This is a genomic window from Pectobacterium sp. F1-1, assembly GCF_025643735.1.
Taxonomy (GTDB): domain Bacteria; phylum Pseudomonadota; class Gammaproteobacteria; order Enterobacterales; family Enterobacteriaceae; genus Pectobacterium; species Pectobacterium colocasium.
In genome coordinates, this window is record NZ_CP104733.1 from 1,641,217 (window position 1) to 1,659,546 (window position 18,330).

Below are 18,330 nucleotides of genomic sequence, written 5' to 3' on the forward strand. Positions count from 1 at the left end.
GCGCTAAGTTCATACTGGAAGCAATAAGAGCAGAAAATAACCATAACAACCTCAATCGCTTAGTGAATTAAGCGAAGAGGGTCGACTGAGATGAGGATGGGTTTGATGAATATGCAAAAAAGTCTGATTGCGGGTGCCGTTATTGCCGGTATTTTCACCGCGCCTGCCGCGCTGGCGTTTAAAGAATATCCAGCGGGTGAGCCGGTTTCCATGAACGAAATGGAAATTGCCGCCGTTTATCTGCAGCCTATCGACATGGAACCACGTGGAATGGGTCTGCCTGCCGCGAAAGCGGATATCCATCTGGAAGCCGATATTCACGCGGCGGAAGGTAACAAGAATGGTTTCGGTGCGGGTGAGTGGATGCCGTTCCTGACCATTGCATACACCCTGACTAACACCGATACCGGTGCGAAGCAGGAAGGCACCTTCATGCCAATGGTTGCCAGCGATGGCCCGCACTACGGTGCGAACATCAAAATGATGGGCGTGGGCAACTACAAAGTGACCTACCACATCGAACCGCCATCAAAAGCCGGTATGCACCGTCACACCGATGGCGAAACGGGCGTAGGCCGTTGGTGGAAACCGTTTGATGTCAGCTTTGACTTCAAATACGTCGGCTTAGAATAAGGTCTTCTGTCCGCGATGTTCTGTCGCGGCCGTGTTCACGCCTCTGCGGGTATGCTATCGCTTCCCGCAGAGGCGGTGATTTTTCGGTCAGGGTACTGATGCCAGCAAACATTATGCTCAACCAACACACCTGCAACTTGAACGGTGCCGGGTATATATGAGTTATTTCTTTATCACGACCCTCCAGTCCTTCCTGCCGATAGCGCTCTTGTTGGGGTTGAACTGGAGCCATCGTTCTACGCCGACAATTAGGCCGTTGGGCTGGATCACGCTGCTGGCGTTGTTCGCCGGTACGTTTATTGGCGTACATTTTCCTAACGGACAGGCATTTCTGCTGGGCTTTACGGCGCTTCAGGCGCTTGCCTTGATCCTGTTTCTGGTCTGCCAGTGTTTCTCCCACCCGCGTCTTGGCTACTTTTGGCAGGCGCTGCTGGTCGCGGGAGCGGCGGTGCAGTGGGGCAGCGATCCCAATTTGACCGCGCTGACAACCACCCATGTGGTGAATACCGATCTGCTGCTGAATTTTAGCGCCGTGGTGCTGGCGTTTGGCTGGCTGGTGTTCTGTGCTGCGCTGTGCGGCATGATCGTGCGCCGCATTCGCTTACTGCGCTGGCCGCTTCTTACGCTGCTGGTCGTACTTCTGTTGCTGCCGATAAGCGGCAACCTGCTGTTGCTGTTGATGAAATTACAGGTACTGGGGCTGACCAAGCCACGCCTGAGTTATGTGGCGCACGTGACTAACAGCGCGTATTTACTCAATTACCTCAGCGCGTTGTTTATGGCGATGTTGGCTGCCGGGCTGGTTTGGCCGCTGCGGCATGCGCGTCGCCAGATGCTGGCTGAGCATGACGCGATTGAAAAGCGTAAAGCAACCGCGGGCTATCGCACCGTGCGTCGTACGCTGCTGTCAACCGTCGCAGCGCTGCTGGTAGTGGTGGTGGCACAGCTCTATTGGGACAAAGTTGCATCACAGCCGCCTCGTCTGTCGGAAGCTCAGCCGGTGACGCTGGCGGCGGATGGTAAAGTACATATTCCGATTGAACAGGTGCGTGATGGCAAGCTACATCGTTTTGTATGGATTGCCGATGACGGCAAGGCCGTGCGCTTTTTCATTATTAACCGCTACCCCGATCGTCTTCGTCTGGGCGTGGTGTTTGATGCCTGTCTGCTGTGCGGCGATCAGGGCTACGTGATGGAAGGCAATCAGGTGATTTGTGTCGCCTGCGGCGTGCATATTTTCATTCCTTCTATCGGGAAGGCGGGGGGCTGTAATCCGGTGCCGATTGAAGGGTGGAGCAACGACGATAATGAACTGGTGATTGGACGAGCGTCACTGGCGGCAGGCACGAATTACTTCTCGACAGTGGTGTCGATGGACGTCATCGATCCGGTTGATGGTTCCAAACTGACCAACGTGAACGCGGAACATAAATATCGCTACGGCGGTAAAACGTACTTCTTCTCGTCGGAGGCCAACTATAACCGCTTCCGCGAAAGTCCCGCAAAATTCGCCACCGCCAAAGCGGCTGCTGGCGAGCAGGCTGAGGGGGAATGATCATGCTGTGGCGACTGTTACGTCAGTCCTGGCGCAGAAATATCCGGCGTAAATCGCTGGCGGTGCTGACCGTGTTTTTGGCCGCGGGGTTGATCTCCGCGCTGCTGGCGGTCTCCATCGACATCGGCGACAAAATGGCGCGTGAGCTGAAGTCCTACGGCGCGAATATTTTGATTGAGCCAGCAGGTCAGGCAGCGCTGCCTGCGCTGTTTGGCGAACGCAGTAATCCGCTGGAAGGGCAGGATTTCCTTGATGAGGCAGAGTTGCCGAACATTAAAGATATCTTCTGGCGTAATAACATTGTCGGTTTTGCGCCGCTGTTGAGCGGTGATGTTGAAATCAATGGTCAGCCAGTTGCCGTGCTGGGCACCTTCTTTTCTCAGCCTGTCGCGGTGCCAGATGAGGAAGACTATCGCACAGGGCAAATGACCGTTAGCCCTTACTGGCAGGTGGCGGGGCAATGGCCGCAGGAACCGGTGACGGCGGAACATGTGGCACAGGCGCTGGTGGGAAAACAGCTGGCGGCGCAAACGGGCTGGAAAATCGGGGATAAACTCGCGCTGCACGGCGCAAAAGGGGATGCAACGGTAGAAGTGAGTGGCATTCTGAGCAGCGGTGGTGATGAAGAAAGCCGTTTGGTCATGCCGCTGACAACGGTGCAATCGCTGCTGGGGCTGGCGGGGAAAATTCAGGCGATTCGCGTATCGGCGCTCACCGTGCCGGAAAACGAACTGTCGCGTCGGGCGCGGGAAAACCTGGAGGCGCTGAATTCCGAAGAATATGACCTCTGGTACTGCACCGCGTATGTCTCTTCAATCGCGCACCAGTTGGAAGAAGCGATTTCCGGCTCGGTAGTGCGTCCTATCTGGCAGGTCGCCGCCTCGGAAGGCGTGGTGATCGACAAGATCCAACTGCTTCTGGCGGTGGTGACGTTTGCTGCGCTGGTCGCTTCTGCGATGGGAATCGCCTCGCTGATGACCAGCACGATTATGGAACGCGCCAAAGAGATCGGGCTGATGAAAGCGCTGGGTGCCCGCCAGTGGCAGATCATGCTGTTGTTTTATCTCGAAGCGGCGTTGAGCGGATTGCTTGGCGGGATCGCGGGCTGCGTCGCCGGCTGGGGACTGGCGAAAGCGATTGGCCTGATGCTGTTCGGCGTCCCCTTGAGCTTCGCGTGGATCGTGATTCCCTGCGTACTGGTGATCTCGGTGTTGATTGCCATTATCGGAACGTGGTTCCCGGCACGCCGGATTGCCGGGTTGTATCCGGTGGAGGTGCTGTATGGGCGCTAACGGCTGGATGAACAGCATGTTCTGGCTACTGGTATTCCGCGCGCTGCGGTTGCGTATGCAGCGCGTCAGTGTGGTGTTCGCGGCGCTGATGGTTGGGGCAGCGATTGTGACGGCGATGTCCGCCGTCTATTTTGATATCAACGCCAAGATGAGTCAGGAACTGCGTACCTTCGGCGCGAATTTTTACATCGGTCCGGCGCGAGGCAATTCGATCCCACAGAGTACGTTTCAGCCGATTATTGATAACGCACCGGCTGGGTTAATCAATGCATCCAGCCCTTATCTGTACGGTATGGCACGTACGGAGCTGGAAAAAGTGGTGCTGATGGGCGTGTGGTTCGAATCGCTGCGCCAACTAGCACCGTACTGGCAGGTCACGGGTAACTGGATTGGCGTGAGCTTCGATGACCGTAACGCGATGATCGGGGTGAAGCTGGCGGAGCGACTGAACGTCAAGGTCGGCGACAGCATCACGCTGGTGGGCGACGGCGGTAAACAGCGTTTGCAGATCAAAGGCATCGTGGAATCCGGCGATGCGACGGACAACATGCTGATCGTGAATCTGGAACTGGCGCAAAAGTGGCTGGATAAAGAAGGTGCGATCAGTAATGCGTTGTTGAGCGTCAGTAACGATCTGGGGCAGGTGGATCGCTTCGCCGCTCAACTCCAACAGCAGTATCCACAACTGGAGATCCGCCCGATCCTGAAAGTGTCGGCGTCGGAAGGTCAGGTGTTGAATAAAATCAAAGGGCTGATGGGGCTGGTATCGGCGGTGATCCTGGTGCTGTCTTCCCTGTGTGTGAATACCACGCTGATGGCGATTGTTGGTGAACGTGCCCGCGAATTTGCGCTACAGAAAGCGCTGGGCGCGAGCGGACGAGACATCATTCGGCAGATGCTGGCGGAAACCGGCATCATTGCACTGGCGGCCGTGGTGTGCGGCTCACTTTTGGGTTATTTGCTGGCACAGGTGCTGGGAATGGCCGTATTCAACGCGACGATCTCGCTGCGGTTACCGGTGTTCCCGCTTACGCTGGGACTGTCGTTGTTGGTTGCTGCCGTCGCGGCAGTGGTTCCCACCCGGCGGGCGATCTACGTCGAACCAGCCAAAGTCTTGAAAGGAGAGTAGGTCGATGTCTGTAGAGGTGAACGCGCAGGAAAGGGCGCAGGCAGCGGAGGCGGTGATTGAAACTCGCCAGCTCTATAAACGCTTTGGTCAGGTTACCGCGCTGGAGAACATCAATATCCGTATTGCCCGCGGCGAGTTTATCGCCATCATGGGCGCGTCGGGTTCGGGTAAAACCACGCTGATGAATATTCTCACCTGTCTGGATACGGTGAGTGAAGGGCAGGTATTGCTGGACGGCGTCGATGCCGCTGGGCTGGATGAAGAAGGGCGACGCCAGTTCCGTGCCGATAAGATTGGGCTGGTCTTTCAGCAGTTCCACCTGATTCCGTTTTTGACCGCGCTGGAGAACGTGATGCTGGCACAGCATTACCACAGCGTGGTGGATGAAGCGGCGGCGCAGCGCGTACTGGATCAGGTGGGGCTGGCGCATCGCGTGAATCACTTACCGAGCCAGCTTTCCGGCGGTGAACAGCAGCGCGTGTGTATCGCCCGTGCGTTGGTGAACGAACCTCCTGTGATTTTCGCTGACGAACCGACGGGGAATCTGGATGAAGAGAACGAACGGCGGGTGTTGGATCTGCTGCAAGATCTGCATCGGCAGGGGCGCACTATCGTGATGGTGACGCACAATCCTGAACTGGGCCGGTTTGCTGACCGCATTATCCGTTTGCAACACGGTAAGTATTTTGGTGAAGAGGTGAATCATCATGAAATGGCGTAACGGTATTACCGCGTTTTGCCTGCTGGGCGCACTGGTGCTGAGCGGTTGTAAGGAAGAACAGGTTAGCGTTGGGGCGCAGGCACCAGCGCTGGCGGCTTACGATCTGGCTGGGCAGCAGGTGGATCTATCGCGCTGGCAGGGGAAAAACGTGTACCTGAATTTCTGGTCATCGGGCTGCGGCGGTTGCATGGTGGAAATGGGCACTCTGGAAAAGCTGAGTCAGGAGTATGGCGATAAAGTTGTGGTGGTTGCGGTTAATACCGATCCTGACGGCGTAGATATCACCTCGATGCTGGCGCACCACAAGGTGACTTATCCGGTCGTACGCGATCAGTTGGGCATCACCAAAGAGCGCTATCAGGTCAGCGGCACGCCAACCTCATTTATTATTGATGCCAACGGCAAGGTGACCGATCAGCATCAGGGCGCGAGGGATGAAGCGCAACTCACTGCGCTGTTTCAGAAGCTGGCAAGCCGGACATAAAGACCGGCTTGTCTTATTTCCTCACTCGCTTTCACTCAGTCCGTGAAATCGGCACCTGAACTTCCACAATCACAGGTTCCGGTTTCACCCGCATGGCGTAGATCACCCCGACAATCAGGCAGGTGATGCCGCAGAGCGTCAGCAGCGGCGGCCAGGATTGCCGGATGATGAAGGCATAGGTCAGCCCCGCCAGCGTTTCAAACACAATCAGCGGCCCTACCAGCACCGTCGGCAGACGTTGGCTGGCTTCGTTCCAGAACAGCGTACCGATCCACGAACAAAACAGCCCAATCGCCAGCATCAGCGGGATGAAGACCTCAGGCCGTGGGCCGAACGGCTGCGTAAAGGTGCTGTCCGTTAGCGCCAGATGGCCGCACACCAGCAGATAACCCAACAGCGCCAGCGGTAGCGTGACCAGCCCCTGCGCTGTAGCCCAGGTTGTTGGTGTGTTGCCTTTGTGGTCGCGCAGCCAGCGGGCGTTGCGTAGTGGATACCAGGTCCAGCAAACCACGGCGAGGAAAGCCATCGCAATGCCGCTGGCGTAACGCCATAAATCGAATGTGGCCGTGCTTCCCTTTAGCTCTGCAATATTGATGCAGACCAACCCCGCCGCAATCAGCAGCAGCGACGGCAGTAGCCGACGCCAGGCGACGCGGCCATCGTGCTTGCTATACAACACATTCGCGGTGACAGAAATCACCACGGGCAGGGTGCCGATAATCATCGTCGAGATCGGTGCGCCCGTGCGTTGAATCGCGCTGGCGAGCAGAAAGTAGTACAGCAGATTACCGATAATCGTGAGCTTCGTGGCCTCCAGCCAGTCGCTGCGGGTCAACTGGCGCAGACGACGGCGATCGAGCCAGGCTAACGGCAAGGCAATTAACCCAAAAGCCAGATAGCGCCCGGTAGATTGCAAGGCAGCAGAATAGTCCGGTACCAGCAGCGGCCCAACGAAAATCAGCCCCCACATCAGTCCGGCGGCAAGTGCAAATAAAATACCAATCAGCATGATAGACCCATTTGTTCACAATAGTGCATCGCGCCAGTCTAGGGAGAGTCTGCGATGAATTATTGTAGGATATTGCTGTTTGTCATCGAAGGGGGAGCGATGACCGTCGGCGTGCTGAAAGCGTTAGCGCTGAACCGGATACACCTGCTTTTGGTAGCGAATGGGCGTGACACCATAGCGTTGAGCGAAGGTGCGGGTCAGATGCGCCTGATCGGTCAACCCGACGGCGACAGCGACATGGGCAGCCGCCATTCCGCGCGTCAGCATCTGTTTAGCTTCATACAGCCGAATTGCCATCAGCATCTGGTGCGGTGTGACGTGAAACTGGGCTTTGAACTGGCGCAGAAAGTGATAGGGGCTGAGGGAAACCAGCGCTGCCAGTTCTTTTAGGGTAATCGTATGGGCGAAGTTTTCCCGCAGATAGGCTTTCACCACATCAAAGCGATGGATCGGTTCAATCCTCTGGCGCTGTGCGATGTGCGCATGCGGGCGGAAAAGTTCAATCAGCGACAGCAGCAGGCTTTCGCTCGCTAAGGGATCGGTCGTCTGCCACATCGCAGCCAACGTTACTGCCAACTGGCGAGCGGTGGCCGGATCGTGGCGCACCACGTCGGTAAACCACCAGCCTTTCTCGCCGGAGACGTTCTCCAGCACATCGGGTGGGATGTAGATCATGGGATAGCGCCAGCCGTCTTCCGCCGCCGATTCCCCCGTATGCAGCTCATCCGGGTTCATCAACACTAACGAATCGACAGGCGCAATATGCTTGGCGCCACGATAGCGGAATCGCTCCGCGCCGGCGTCGATGGTGCCGATGCCAAACGCCTCATGCGTATGCGGCTCAAAGGCATAACGGCAGATATGCGCGTGGTAAAGCTCAATGCCGGGCAGCGTCGGCAAATGCCGGAACTGGGCATAGTCTCTTTCATCGGTAAAGTGTTCCGGTACGCCCTGCATGCTGTCACCTTGTCTCTCATTATGATTTCCATCATAGCAGCGATAGCACGTCAGCTTGAAGTGGTGCGTCTTATTTAGCGGGTACGGAAAGTGTGAAAACAGGGAATAAAAACGCGGGGATAAATAGATCAGAAAGGCATAAATCATAGCGAAATGGTTGATTGATGGCACGCGAGTGACAAAAACGACTTCATCTAACTGTTTGATTTTAAAATTTATGTCTATTCCTTGTTAGGTAAGATAGTGCGGTAGACATACCGTTAGTATAAAAAAATATAATCAACTCCATTTGCTTATTTGTTCTGGCTCTCATTACTTGCATCAATATTGCTATCTGTAATAAAGGACAAGGGAGTGAAAGGTGAACTTTCAGCAACTGAAGATTATTCGTGAATCAGCACGGTGCAATTACAACCTGACCGAGGTGGCGAATACGCTGTTTACCTCTCAATCCGGCGTGAGCCGACATATCCGCGAGCTGGAAGAAGAGCTGGGGATTGAAATCTTCATCCGGCGTGGCAAACGTCTGTTAGGTATGACCGAACCGGGAAAAGAGCTGCTGGTCGTGGCGGAGCGTATTCTGAACGACGCCAGCAATATCCGGCGATTGGCGAATGTTTTCACCAATAACGATACCGGCCAATTGGTCATCGCGACCACGCATACGCAGGCGCGCTACAGCCTGCCGCCGGTGATTAAAGCCTTCCGTTCGCTGTATCCGCAGGTGCGTCTGGTGCTGAATCAGGGCACGCCGGATGAGATCGTGGCGATGCTCCATTCCGGTGAAGCGGATATCGGTATTGCCAGTGAGCAATTGATTAACGATCCCTCGCTGGCAGCGTTCTCCTATTATCGTTGGCACCATTCGGTCATTGTGCCGGAGGATCACCCGCTGACGCAGGAACGGGTTATTACGCTAGAGATGCTCAATGCGGAGCCGTTGATTACCTATCGTCAGGGAATTACCGGTCGCTCGCGTTTGGATCGTGCGTTTCAGGCGGTGGGGATGTCGCCGGATATTACGTTGAGCGCGCAGGATTCGGATGTGATTAAAACCTATGTTGAGCTGGGGCTTGGCGTCGGGATTGTGGCCGATATGTCATACGATCCTGCGCGCGATACCGGGTTGGTGCGGTTAAATGCCGAGCATTTGTTTGAAGCGAATACGGTCTGGCTGGGGTTAAAAAAGGGTCAGTTACAGCGTAATTATGCCTGGAAATTTATTCAGCTGTGTAACACGGAACTGTCGCTGGATGACATTAAAGATAAGGTGTTCTCGGATAACGATGAAGCGGTGATTGATTACCAAATCTGAGTGATAGCACGGTTTCCTAACCCGATGCCCAGACAGCATTTTTCTGACTGGGCAGGGTTTTTCCTGTCGATTTTGTGGCGATTTCTTGTACCGCAGCGCCCGCCATTTTCTGTACTCGATTCAGCATAAATATGGTTTATCGTGCCGACAATCTGCTTGATCTGATCGTGCTGCAATAGTAGCATTCCTGCCATAACAATAACTTATGTCTGAATTTTTGTTAAGTGATACAAATACTTGTGCGTTTTTATTGAATAATTATGTTAACGGTTTTTGTATCGTAATAGAAAGTTTACCCCAAATCATTCGAGTGGCAGGACAAAACGTGTGCGTTTTGAACAGCGTGCATGCAGCTTGACGTATGACGGGGTAATTCATCAGACATCCTTCTCAATAGTCAGTCACCTCCACGTTGATTTTTTCGGTTCGCATTGCGCCGGAGTCGCGCTAGCGCCATGTTCGTCATGGCGGGGAGTTTAAAACGGAAAATGACGATGAAAACACAAAAAATCAGCCTTGCCTGGCAAATCCTTATCGCATTGGTACTGGGTATTGCACTCGGTGCCGTGCTGCATGAACAGCAAGAAAGCCGCCAGTGGCTCATTAGCAATATTCTTAGTCCTGCTGGCGACATCTTTATCCGCCTGATTAAAATGATCGTTGTCCCGATTGTGATCGCCACGTTGATTGTCGGGATTGCCGGTGTCGGGGATGCCAAAAAGCTCGGACGCATCGGCTTCAAAACCATCCTCTATTTTGAAATCATCACGACAGTGGCGATTATTCTTGGCATCACGCTGGCGAATGTCTTCCAGCCGGGTCACGGCATCGATATGTCGACGCTGACCGCCGTGGATATCTCGCAGTATCAAAAGACCACCGAGCAGGTGCAGAGCGGTTCCCACAGTCTGGTGGGGACGGTGCTGTCGCTGATTCCGCCGAATATTTTTGCGGCAATGGCACATGGCGAAATGCTGCCTATCATCTTCTTCTCGGTGCTGTTTGGTCTGGGGCTCTCTTCGTTGCCGAAAGAACATCGTGACCCGCTACTGAACGTCTTCCGCGGCGTGTCAGAAACCATGTTCAAGGTGACCCATATGATCATGCGCTACGCACCGGTTGGGGTATTTGCGCTGATTTCCGTCACCGTGGCTAACTTCGGTTTTGCGTCGCTGTGGCCGTTGGCCAAGCTGGTTATGCTGGTGTACGCCGCGATTTTCTTCTTCGCACTGGTGGTGCTCGGCATTGTCGCTCGGCTGTGTAAGCTGCGTATTACGATGCTGATCCGCATACTGAAAGATGAACTGATCCTCGCGTACTCCACCGCCAGCTCTGAAACCGTGCTGCCGCGTATCATCGAAAAAATGGAAGCCTATGGCGCGCCGAAGTCGATTACCAGCTTCGTCGTACCGACCGGCTACTCTTTTAACCTCGATGGCTCTACTCTGTACCAGAGTATTGCAGCGATCTTCATCGCGCAGCTATACGGCATCGAACTGTCGATTGGGCAGGAAATCGTGCTGGTGTTGACGCTGATGCTGACGTCAAAAGGCATTGCCGGCGTACCGGGCGTGTCATTTGTCGTGCTGCTGGCTACGTTGGGCAGCGTCGGTATTCCACTGGAAGGGCTGGCGTTCATTGCGGGCGTTGACCGTATCCTCGATATGGCGCGTACCGCGCTGAACGTAGTGGGAAATGCACTGGCGGTGCTGGTTATCGCCAAGTGGGAGCACCAGTTCGATGAGCAGAAGGCGCGGGCCTATGAGCGTGAGTTGAAAGGGATAAGTACACAGCCCGCCCAGCAGGGATAATCCTGCGGTATTGATTGCATGAACAACAGGCGCGTCGAGTCATCGAGGCGCCTGTTTCTTTTATGGATCCACCGTCATGCTGCGTGGCTATTTATCTCGTTGGTTTCTAAAGTTTGTGTGCGCCACAGCGCCTGTTCAATACGTTCGGCATCCGTTGCAAAAGGGAGGCGGGCGGCAATTTTCGGTGCGATTTTGACGTTCTGCGCGATGCTTTCAACCTGTTGGGGGCGTTCGTTCAGGCCGAGGGCACTTAGCGTGATCGGGCTTCCGTAGCGGCGCAACTGAGCGAACAGCTCTTCGCGGTCGGCGTCGTTGTCGTGTTCCAGAAATGCTTGTGCGGCCAGGCCAAAACCGACTTTCTCTCCGTGCAGCCAGTCATGTAGCTCTGGCAGGCGCGTCATGCTGTTGTGAATCGCATGTGCGACGCCGATACGCGGCACCTCATCTTTCATGCTGTTCGCGACCCCTGCCAGCGCGATAACGGCGTCGATCACGCGCCGCAGAGCTGGCGTGACCAGACCCTGCTGATTGTCTGCGAGAGCCTGTTCGCCATACGTATTAAACGTCTCCACGGCCAGTCGCGCGGCCTGTGCTTTGAGCACCAGCGCCAGCCCGTCATCGCCGTGGCGCAAGTACGGTTGAAATTCGTACCACTTTGCCAGCGCATCCACGATGCCTGCCTTGAGGTAACGCACGGGACTATGAGCGATGATTTCGCTGTCTACCAGCACCCACACCGGCAAGCGCGTCAGCGGAAAGGGGCCGTTGTGCGCACCGCTGTCGCTGTATATCACGCTGATCGGTGACCAGGCGGCGCAGGTCGCTGCAATGGTTGGGACGGTGATGACGGGAATCTGCCCCAGAATGTCGCCGACGGCTTTGGCGACATCCAGCACACGCCCGCCACCGATGCCTAAAATCAGTTCTGCGCCAAATGTTCGTGCCTGTGCGGTCAGCGCTTCTATCGCTGGCTTGGTGCAATCACCCGGCAAAAACTCGACCTGATACTGTAAGCGGTGTTCGCTGAGGCTGCGTTCAACGGCATCCGACGTCGTTTTCCACGCCTGTGGGCTGGTAATAATCAATACTGTGCTGGCGTAGGGGGCAGCATATTCGCCGACAGAACGAATGACGCCATCACGATTCAGATAGGTTTGTGGCGCTTGGATTGCAATCATGTGCGCGATCTCTCATCTCTGTGGGAAAAGATAAATCAGTTGTAGCAGCGATGCAGAACGCCGCAAAAGAACAATTCTGGCTATGAATGGGCAAATTCTGCATAACCAGAATGAGGTCTAGCGCTGCATTCCCCAGCGTTTCACCGTGACGCGTTCGATAGTGGAAAACACCAGTCCTTCGACCAGCAGCCCGATGATGATGACGGAAGCCAACCCGGCGAAAACGCGATCGGTATAAAGTTCGTTACGGTTCTGGAAAATGTACCACCCCAAACCACCATTACCGCTGGATGCGCCGAATACCAGTTCGGCGGCAATCAGGGTTCGCCAGGCAAAGGCCCAGCCGATTTTCAGGCCGGAGATAATCGACGGCAGCGCGGCAGGAATCAGAATGGCGTTGATGTAGCGAAAGCCGGTCAGGCCGTAGTTGCGGCCTGCCATACGCAGTGTTTCCGAGACGCCGAGAAAGCCGGAGTAGGTGTTCAGCGCCATCGGCCACATCACGGAGTGAATGAGAACAAATACCAGACTCTTCTCTCCCAGACCAAACCACAGCAGCGCCAGCGGCAATAACGCAATCGCGGGCAGCGGGTTGAACATGGACGTTAATGTGCCTAAGAGGTCGCGCCCAAAACGCGTGGAAACCGCCAATGCGCTGAGCGCCAAGGCCAGCAGGCTACCGATGACATAGCCTTTCAACAGCGTACCGAGTGAAATCACCATTTTCTGCGGCAGTTCACCGCTGGCGAGATCGTCGCGAAAAGCCTGAAAGGTTTGCAGGAAGCTCGGCAGCATCAGGTCATTGTTTTGCCAGCGCGCGGCGAACTCCCACAGGATAAGCAGCCCAGCCAGTAGCACCAGCTTGCGCAGCCAGGTCTGATTCCACAGGCGCGTCGTCAGCGGCAGAGGTTGGGTGAGGGTAAAATCTTTCAGCGGCGCCAGTTCACGCTGATACTCGGGCCGCACGGGGGGCAGGATGCTCATAAAGTTTACCTTGTGTGGAGGTGACGGATGAAGGTGCAGCGACATCGGTTGGAAAAAGAAGATGGTGGATACGCTGTGCGGTGGTTTGAAAGGCTTCACTGCCCTGATCGCTCAGTGCAAACTGGTGACAGTTGATTTCCGCACGTACGCGGCCGGGATGCGGCGAGAGCAGCAAAACCCGGCTGCCGACGATGAGCGCTTCCTCAATTGAGTGGGTAACGAACAACAGTGTGAAGCGTACCTCTTCCCACAGCGCCAGCAGTTCTTCCTGCATTTTGCGGCGGGTTAGCGCATCCAGCGCGGCGAACGGCTCATCCATCAGCAACACTTTCGGCTGCATGGTGAGCGCCCGCGCGATGGCGACACGCTGCTTCATCCCGCCGGATAAGGTATGCGGATACGCATCGGCAAATTTCGCCAGTCCAACCTTATTGAGAAAATAGCGGGCGCGTTCTTCTGCCTCGGCACGTGTTGCCTGGCGGCTGGCCACCAGCGGGAACAGCGTATTTTCCAGCACGGTTTTCCACGGTGGTAGCTGGTCAAATTCCTGAAACACCATGATGCGATCCGGGCCTGGACGCGTGACGGGTTGGCCGTCAAGGCGGATTTCGCCGTCTACTGGTGAAAGAAAGCCACCAATCGATTTGAGCAGGCTGGATTTCCCGCAGCCGGAAGGCCCTAATAGCACAAAGCGTTCGGCGGGAAAGACGTCAAAACTTACATCATGGGTGGCGCGTACCAGACTGCGCCGCGTTCGGTATTCCAGCCCGACGCTATCAACCTGTAACAGCGGCTGGGTGACCGTATCCGGGGAGTGGTGTGTCATGCTTGTTCTCCTGCATAGCGACGAGGGGTATCGTCGAATAAGCCTGATTCTGGCCGCTTAGCTTAGCTGCCCGGCTGTTCGTAGATTTCAGCAAAGAAATAGTCTTTCCAGGAGGTGGCTTTGTTTTTCAGCACGCCAAGCTGTTGCAGTTTCTCGGCATAAACATAAGTGCGCTCTGGAGTGATCGTGAAATCGATCTCGGGATCGGCGACGATGCGTTTCACCAGTTCAGGATCCAGTTTCGATTTCTCGACCCGAATATAGGTTTCAGCCGCTGCGGCTTTATCTGCTTTGATGATCTGCGAGGCTTCTTTCAGGGCTTCATAGAAGGCGCGGTAGGTTTTCGGATTCTCATCATGGAATTTCTGCGTGGTATAAAGCACGTTGAACGTTGCCTGACCGCCTAACACATCATAAGAGCTCAGAATTTTGTGCACATTGGCATGTTCTAACGCCTGATATTGGAAAGGCGGGCTGGAGAAGTGTGCGTTGATTTCAGAACCGCCGGCGATCAGTGCCGCGCTGGCATCGGGATGGGGCAGGCTGATGGAAATCTTGTCGAAGCGCTTGAAGTCCCCCGCGCCGTAGAGCTTCGCGGTTTCGATTTGCAGCGTGCGCGACTGGAAGCCGACGCCTGCGGCAGGCACGGCGATACGGTCTTTATCGCTCAGGTCGCGAATGGTTTTCACCGCCGGGTTATTGCTAAGTAAATAGTTGGGCATGGAACCGAGTGAGGCGATGGCTTTCACATTCTGACGCCCCTGAGTGCGATCCCATACGGTCAACATCGGCGGAACGCCAGCGGAAGCGACATCCAATGCACCAGACAGCAGCGCTTCGTTCATAGCCGTCGCCCCCGAAAGCGTGCGCCAGTCTACCTTGATATCCAGACCCTGCTGCTTACCGTGCTTCTCTATCAGATTTTGGTCGCGCACGACATCCAGAATCAGGTAACCAATGCCAAACTGCTGCGCAATGCTGATGCTGCCTTCCGCACTGGCACCAAATGCCGTTAAGGTCAGGCCAATCATGACGGCAAGACGCGCGAAACGCGTCGATTTTTTTGCGGGTATTATGTGATTCATTATCGTTGTCTCATTATGAATGAATAATAGGGGCTGGCGATAAAACAAGAGAAATGGAAAATTATTATTTCAGTAAATAACGCGTCACGAATAATTGGGTGACGGAGGAATCCTATTTTCTTGTAACGTCATGGATAAAGTGTTTTTTGGAATAACTTAGAATGAATGTGATTTAAATGGCGGTGAATGCGAGAAATCAAGTAAATAACGGCTTTAGCTAAATATCGACTATAGATAGTCTTATTTTTCAGTTATGAATAAAAACCACCACGTTATAGTGAAAGTCAATAAAAATGGTGATCTAATATAGAGAAAACTTATGCCTGTTTTTACGCATCATTATTTACGCGATTATTTACGCAACCGGTTGACGGACAATGACGTGGACGCGTCAGTTGCAGCAATTGTGGCGGACAACCTCGTCGAATCCAGCCTGAAAGGACATGACTCCCACGGCGTAAGCATGCTGCCGCGCTATCTCGAGGCGATTCGAGAGGGCGGATTGTCGCCTCATGCGCAGGCGGAGAAAACGCTGGATTTCGGCCCACTGATCTCGTTTGACGGCCAGCAGGGTTTCGGGCAGGTGGTGGCAAAACAGGCTGTGGCAGAAGGCATTGCGCGCGCAAAAACACATGGTTTGGCAGTAGTTAGTTTAGCGAATGCTCACCATCTGGGGCGCATCGGTGCATGGGCGGAACAGGCCGCGGAGGTGGGGCTGGTGTCACTGCATTTTGCCAACGTGTATACCAAACCGGTGGTGCTGCCGTGGCAGGGACAGCAGGCGCGTTTTGGGACAAATCCGTTCTGTGCCGGCATTCCGGTTGAGCATGACGACCCGGTGATTCTGGATTTTGCCACCAGCGTCATTGCGGGTAACAAGGCCCGTATCGCGTGGAACGAGGGCAAATCGGTAGCGCCCGGCTGTATCGTTGATAACGAAGGTAACCCGACGGTGGATCCACGTTGGTTGATGGAGCAACCTCTGGGGGCTCTGCTGCCATTTGGTGAACATAAAGGGTCAGGGCTCTCGCTCGTCTGTTCTCTGCTGGGCGCGGCGCTAACTGGTGGTAAAACCGAACGCACGGCGAAAGGCGAAGGTAAGCAGATTATTAACAGTATGCTGTCTATTCTAATCGATCCGCAGAAATTAGGCGGAGCAGCAACCTATCAGCAGGAAATCCCCGCGTTATTAGAATGGGTGCGCCAATCCCGTGATGACGATACGTTATTACTGCCGGGCGATAAAGAAAAACAAACCTATCGTCAGCGGCTGGAGAACGGCATTTTTGTCGATGATGTCAGCTGGGGGCAACTTTCTTATTTACAGAATAACGTCGCCTGATCCGCTGAATTAATTATTTTTTAATTTATTTAACTGATTTTATTTATCCCAATGAGGGAAGTATATTTGGCGCACTCGGCTAAATACGTTGAAATCACGCCTTTATATCGCGTTGATGAAAGCCGCACGTCGTCATCTCAACCTGCCATTCGTATTTCAGGAGATTATTATGCACCTTGCCCGATTCCCCCGTTTGTCACTGGGGCATTTTCCGACGCCGTTGGAGGCGTTGCCGAACCTGTCTGCCTATCTGGGGGGGCCGACAATCTATATCAAGCGCGACGATGCTACAGGGCTGGCGACGGGCGGTAATAAAACCCGCAAGCTGGAATTCCTGCTTGCCGATGCGCAGCAGCAAGGGGCGGATGTCATCATCACGCAGGGGGCGACACAGTCTAACCATGTTCGGCAAACCATCGCGGCGGCGACAAAGCTGGGGCTAAAAACCAAAGTGCTGCTGGAAAAGCGTGTGGAAGATTACGGCGAAGATTATCAGCGCTCCGGTAACGTGCTGCTGGATAACCTGCTTGGTGGTGAAATAGTCGATCACCTGCCTGCCGGTACAGACATGCAGCAGGCGATGGAAACGCTGGCGGCGTCGCTGCGTAAAGAAGGGTTTAAACCTTATGTTATCCCCGGTGGTGGCTCCAGTCCGGTAGGTGCACTGGGCTATGTCGCCTGCGCAGAAGAATTGCTGTTTCAGTCCAGCCAGCAGCGCCTGCGCATCGATCATATCATTCATGCGACAGGCAGCACGGGAACACAGGCGGGGTTGGTTACCGGACTGGCGGCGACGCACAGCCAGATTCCCCTATTAGGCATCAGCGTCAGAGCGCCAAAAGAGAAGCAGGAAGAGAATGTTTACGCGCTGGCACAACGCACCTCGCAGCTGTTGGGGATTCCGGGTGAGCTGGCGCGCAGTGCGGTGCAGGTGAACAGCGATTATGTCGGCAAAGGCTACGGTATTCCAACCGAAGGCACGCTGGAAGCGCTCAGACTACTGGCGCAACTGGAAGGGATTTTGCTCGATCCGGTCTATTCCGGCAAAGGTATGGCGGGGCTGATTGACCTGATTCGTCAGGGACATTTTCGCGCTGATGAAAATATCGTCTTCATTCATACCGGTGGTTCGGCGGGGCTGTTTGGTTACCGTCAACTGTTCGAACAGACGGCGGCACAATGAGTACACCGCTGATTGGCGTTCTGGGTGGCATGGGGCCGCTGGCAACGGTCGATCTGCTGCATAAAATCATTGAAGAAACGCCTGCCAGCCGCGATCAGGATCATGTGCCAGTGGTGGTCTGGAATGTGCCGCAGATTCCCGATCGTCAACAGGCGCTGGCAGGAACGGGTGAATCACCGTTGCCGACGCTGTTGCATGCTATCCGGCAGCTTAATTGTCTATCAGTCAGCCATATCGTGGTGCCGTGCAATACGGCGCATCACTGGTTTGACGCGCTGGCTGAGGCAAGTCATGCGCCGCTGGTGCATATTGCCGACACCACGCTGCACGCCATTGCACAGTCTGCGGCAGTGAAGGATGCACCGCACAAGATTGGTCTGATAGCGACACACGGGACGCTCAACGCCGGGTGGTATCAGCAGCGTTTTGCCGCGCAGTTAGAGGCTGAAACCGTGGTGCCGAATGAGCAGGAGATGACGACGCTGTTTGTTCCAGGGTGCTATGCGGTAAAACGTGGCGAGCTACGACAGGGTGGACGCTTACTGGATCAGCTTGCTGAACAGTTGGTGGAACGAGGAGCAGAGCGTCTGGTGCTGGCCTGTACGGAAGTGCCTCCGGCGCTGGAGGCGGTATCGTCACGCTGGCGTGACATCAGTATCGATCCAACACGCGCGCTGGCACAGGCCTGCGTGCGCATCTGGCAACAGAAATGAAAACACCCTGCCAGCGGCTGCTAGCAGGGTGGCGCGACTATCGCATGAAAGCCGCTCATTGCTGAGTAATACTGTTCACTTAAGCGTGGATTTAGGGGGAAACACGGTGATGA

At 54.9% G+C, this 18,330-nt stretch carries 18 protein-coding genes; 11 read left to right on the plus strand and 7 right to left on the minus strand.

Annotated features, from left to right (window positions below; translation table 11 throughout):
- Positions 1–105: 105 nt before the first annotated feature.
- The 6 genes from NAL19_RS07150 (at position 106) to NAL19_RS07175 (ending at position 5,814) form a co-directional block, all read left to right on the plus strand.
- On the plus strand, positions 106–633 hold the full coding sequence (locus NAL19_RS07150) for an iron transporter (protein ID WP_180743736.1): 528 nt from the start codon (positions 106–108) through the stop codon (positions 631–633).
- 157 nt (positions 634–790) lie between these two features.
- Entirely contained in the window at positions 791–2,188 is a 1,398-nt protein-coding gene (locus NAL19_RS07155) for a Fe-S-containing protein (RefSeq protein WP_263059242.1), read from the plus strand.
- Between the two features lie 2 nt (positions 2,189–2,190).
- On the plus strand, positions 2,191–3,480 hold the full coding sequence (locus tag NAL19_RS07160) for an ABC transporter permease (protein WP_263059243.1): 1,290 nt from the start codon (positions 2,191–2,193) through the stop codon (positions 3,478–3,480).
- Positions 3,470–4,609, plus strand: a complete 1,140-nt coding sequence (locus tag NAL19_RS07165) for an ABC transporter permease (RefSeq protein WP_317630309.1) — start codon at positions 3,470–3,472, stop codon at positions 4,607–4,609. The genes NAL19_RS07160 and NAL19_RS07165 overlap by 11 nt, the downstream gene beginning before the upstream one ends.
- 4 nt (positions 4,610–4,613) lie before the next feature.
- Positions 4,614–5,330, plus strand: a complete 717-nt coding sequence (locus NAL19_RS07170; RefSeq protein ID WP_263059244.1) for an ABC transporter ATP-binding protein — start codon at positions 4,614–4,616, stop codon at positions 5,328–5,330.
- Complete coding sequence (locus tag NAL19_RS07175) at positions 5,317–5,814, plus strand: TlpA family protein disulfide reductase (RefSeq protein ID WP_263059245.1); 498 nt, start codon at positions 5,317–5,319, stop codon at positions 5,812–5,814. The genes NAL19_RS07170 and NAL19_RS07175 overlap by 14 nt, the downstream gene beginning before the upstream one ends.
- Before the next feature lie 31 nt (positions 5,815–5,845).
- On the opposite strand, the gene NAL19_RS07180 is transcribed toward NAL19_RS07175, so the two are convergent.
- A complete protein-coding gene (locus NAL19_RS07180; protein ID WP_263059246.1) occupies positions 5,846–6,823 on the minus strand; it encodes a DMT family transporter in 978 nt (325 codons plus the stop codon).
- A gap of 123 nt (positions 6,824–6,946) precedes the next feature.
- Positions 6,947–7,780, minus strand: a complete 834-nt coding sequence (locus tag NAL19_RS07185) for an AraC family transcriptional regulator (RefSeq protein WP_263059247.1) — start codon at positions 7,778–7,780, stop codon at positions 6,947–6,949.
- A 361-nt stretch (positions 7,781–8,141) separates the two neighbouring features.
- On the opposite strand from NAL19_RS07185, the gene cbl reads away from it, so the two are divergent.
- Complete coding sequence (cbl, locus tag NAL19_RS07190) at positions 8,142–9,095, plus strand: HTH-type transcriptional regulator Cbl (protein WP_225087518.1); 954 nt, start codon at positions 8,142–8,144, stop codon at positions 9,093–9,095.
- Here the strand turns inward: cbl and NAL19_RS07195 are convergent.
- Complete coding sequence (locus tag NAL19_RS07195) at positions 9,083–9,289, minus strand: hypothetical protein (RefSeq protein ID WP_225087519.1); 207 nt, start codon at positions 9,287–9,289, stop codon at positions 9,083–9,085. The two genes, cbl and NAL19_RS07195, sit on opposite strands and share 13 nt — an antisense overlap.
- 300 nt (positions 9,290–9,589) lie before the next feature.
- Here NAL19_RS07195 and gltP point away from each other — a divergent pair, with 300 nt between their 5' ends.
- Positions 9,590–10,906 (plus strand): glutamate/aspartate:proton symporter GltP, encoded by a 1,317-nt coding sequence (gltP, locus tag NAL19_RS07200; protein WP_263059248.1) that lies wholly within the window; start codon positions 9,590–9,592, stop codon positions 10,904–10,906.
- A gap of 74 nt (positions 10,907–10,980) precedes the next feature.
- Here the strand turns inward: gltP and NAL19_RS07205 are convergent, their stop codons facing one another.
- From NAL19_RS07205 to NAL19_RS07220, 4 genes are all read right to left on the minus strand, one after another.
- Positions 10,981–12,084: an iron-containing alcohol dehydrogenase family protein gene (locus NAL19_RS07205; RefSeq protein ID WP_263059249.1), complete on the minus strand. Its 1,104-nt coding sequence runs from the start codon at positions 12,082–12,084 to the stop codon at positions 10,981–10,983.
- Between the two features lie 117 nt (positions 12,085–12,201).
- Positions 12,202–13,068, minus strand: coding sequence for an ABC transporter permease (locus NAL19_RS07210; RefSeq protein WP_263059250.1), 867 nt, complete (start codon positions 13,066–13,068; stop codon positions 12,202–12,204).
- Complete coding sequence (locus NAL19_RS07215; protein ID WP_263059251.1) at positions 13,028–13,894, minus strand: ABC transporter ATP-binding protein; 867 nt, start codon at positions 13,892–13,894, stop codon at positions 13,028–13,030. Before NAL19_RS07215 ends, NAL19_RS07210 begins: the two co-directional genes overlap by 41 nt.
- A gap of 62 nt (positions 13,895–13,956) precedes the next feature.
- Positions 13,957–14,979, minus strand: coding sequence for an ABC transporter substrate-binding protein (locus NAL19_RS07220; protein WP_411561422.1), 1,023 nt, complete (start codon positions 14,977–14,979; stop codon positions 13,957–13,959).
- Positions 14,980–15,298: 319 nt separating this feature from the next.
- Between NAL19_RS07220 and NAL19_RS07225 the strand changes: the two genes are divergently transcribed.
- The 3 genes from NAL19_RS07225 (at position 15,299) to NAL19_RS07235 (ending at position 18,217) form a co-directional block, all read left to right on the plus strand.
- Positions 15,299–16,321: a malate/lactate/ureidoglycolate dehydrogenase gene (locus NAL19_RS07225; RefSeq protein ID WP_263059252.1), complete on the plus strand. Its 1,023-nt coding sequence runs from the start codon at positions 15,299–15,301 to the stop codon at positions 16,319–16,321.
- A 169-nt stretch (positions 16,322–16,490) separates the two neighbouring features.
- Positions 16,491–17,504, plus strand: a complete 1,014-nt coding sequence (locus NAL19_RS07230; protein ID WP_225087525.1) for a D-cysteine desulfhydrase — start codon at positions 16,491–16,493, stop codon at positions 17,502–17,504.
- Positions 17,501–18,217 (plus strand): aspartate/glutamate racemase family protein, encoded by a 717-nt coding sequence (locus NAL19_RS07235; protein WP_225087526.1) that lies wholly within the window; start codon positions 17,501–17,503, stop codon positions 18,215–18,217. Before NAL19_RS07230 ends, NAL19_RS07235 begins: the two co-directional genes overlap by 4 nt.
- The last annotated feature ends 113 nt before the right edge of the window (positions 18,218–18,330 follow it).

Bases quoted from the DNA above. Each gene is read 5' to 3' on its own strand.
- NAL19_RS07210 (WP_263059250.1), bottom strand. From the start codon at position 13,068: ATGAGCATCCTGCCCCCCGTGCGGCCCGAGTATCAGCGTGAACTGGCG.
- NAL19_RS07165 (WP_317630309.1), top strand. From the start codon at position 3,470: ATGGGCGCTAACGGCTGGATGAACAGCATGTTCTGGCTACTGGTATTC.
- NAL19_RS07160 (WP_263059243.1), top strand. From the start codon at position 2,191: ATGCTGTGGCGACTGTTACGTCAGTCCTGGCGCAGAAATATCCGGCGT.
- NAL19_RS07150 (WP_180743736.1), top strand. From the start codon at position 106: ATGAATATGCAAAAAAGTCTGATTGCGGGTGCCGTTATTGCCGGTATT.
- NAL19_RS07230 (WP_225087525.1), top strand. From the start codon at position 16,491: ATGCACCTTGCCCGATTCCCCCGTTTGTCACTGGGGCATTTTCCGACG.
- NAL19_RS07220 (WP_411561422.1), bottom strand. From the start codon at position 14,979: ATGAATCACATAATACCCGCAAAAAAATCGACGCGTTTCGCGCGTCTT.
- NAL19_RS07170 (WP_263059244.1), top strand. From the start codon at position 4,614: ATGTCTGTAGAGGTGAACGCGCAGGAAAGGGCGCAGGCAGCGGAGGCG.
- NAL19_RS07180 (WP_263059246.1), bottom strand. From the start codon at position 6,823: ATGCTGATTGGTATTTTATTTGCACTTGCCGCCGGACTGATGTGGGGG.
- NAL19_RS07185 (WP_263059247.1), bottom strand. From the start codon at position 7,780: ATGCAGGGCGTACCGGAACACTTTACCGATGAAAGAGACTATGCCCAG.
- NAL19_RS07205 (WP_263059249.1), bottom strand. From the start codon at position 12,084: ATGATTGCAATCCAAGCGCCACAAACCTATCTGAATCGTGATGGCGTC.
- NAL19_RS07155 (WP_263059242.1), top strand. From the start codon at position 791: ATGAGTTATTTCTTTATCACGACCCTCCAGTCCTTCCTGCCGATAGCG.
- NAL19_RS07175 (WP_263059245.1), top strand. From the start codon at position 5,317: ATGAAATGGCGTAACGGTATTACCGCGTTTTGCCTGCTGGGCGCACTG.
- NAL19_RS07225 (WP_263059252.1), top strand. From the start codon at position 15,299: ATGCCTGTTTTTACGCATCATTATTTACGCGATTATTTACGCAACCGG.
- gltP (WP_263059248.1), top strand. From the start codon at position 9,590: ATGAAAACACAAAAAATCAGCCTTGCCTGGCAAATCCTTATCGCATTG.
- NAL19_RS07195 (WP_225087519.1), bottom strand. From the start codon at position 9,289: ATGGCAGGAATGCTACTATTGCAGCACGATCAGATCAAGCAGATTGTC.
- NAL19_RS07215 (WP_263059251.1), bottom strand. From the start codon at position 13,894: ATGACACACCACTCCCCGGATACGGTCACCCAGCCGCTGTTACAGGTT.
- NAL19_RS07235 (WP_225087526.1), top strand. From the start codon at position 17,501: ATGAGTACACCGCTGATTGGCGTTCTGGGTGGCATGGGGCCGCTGGCA.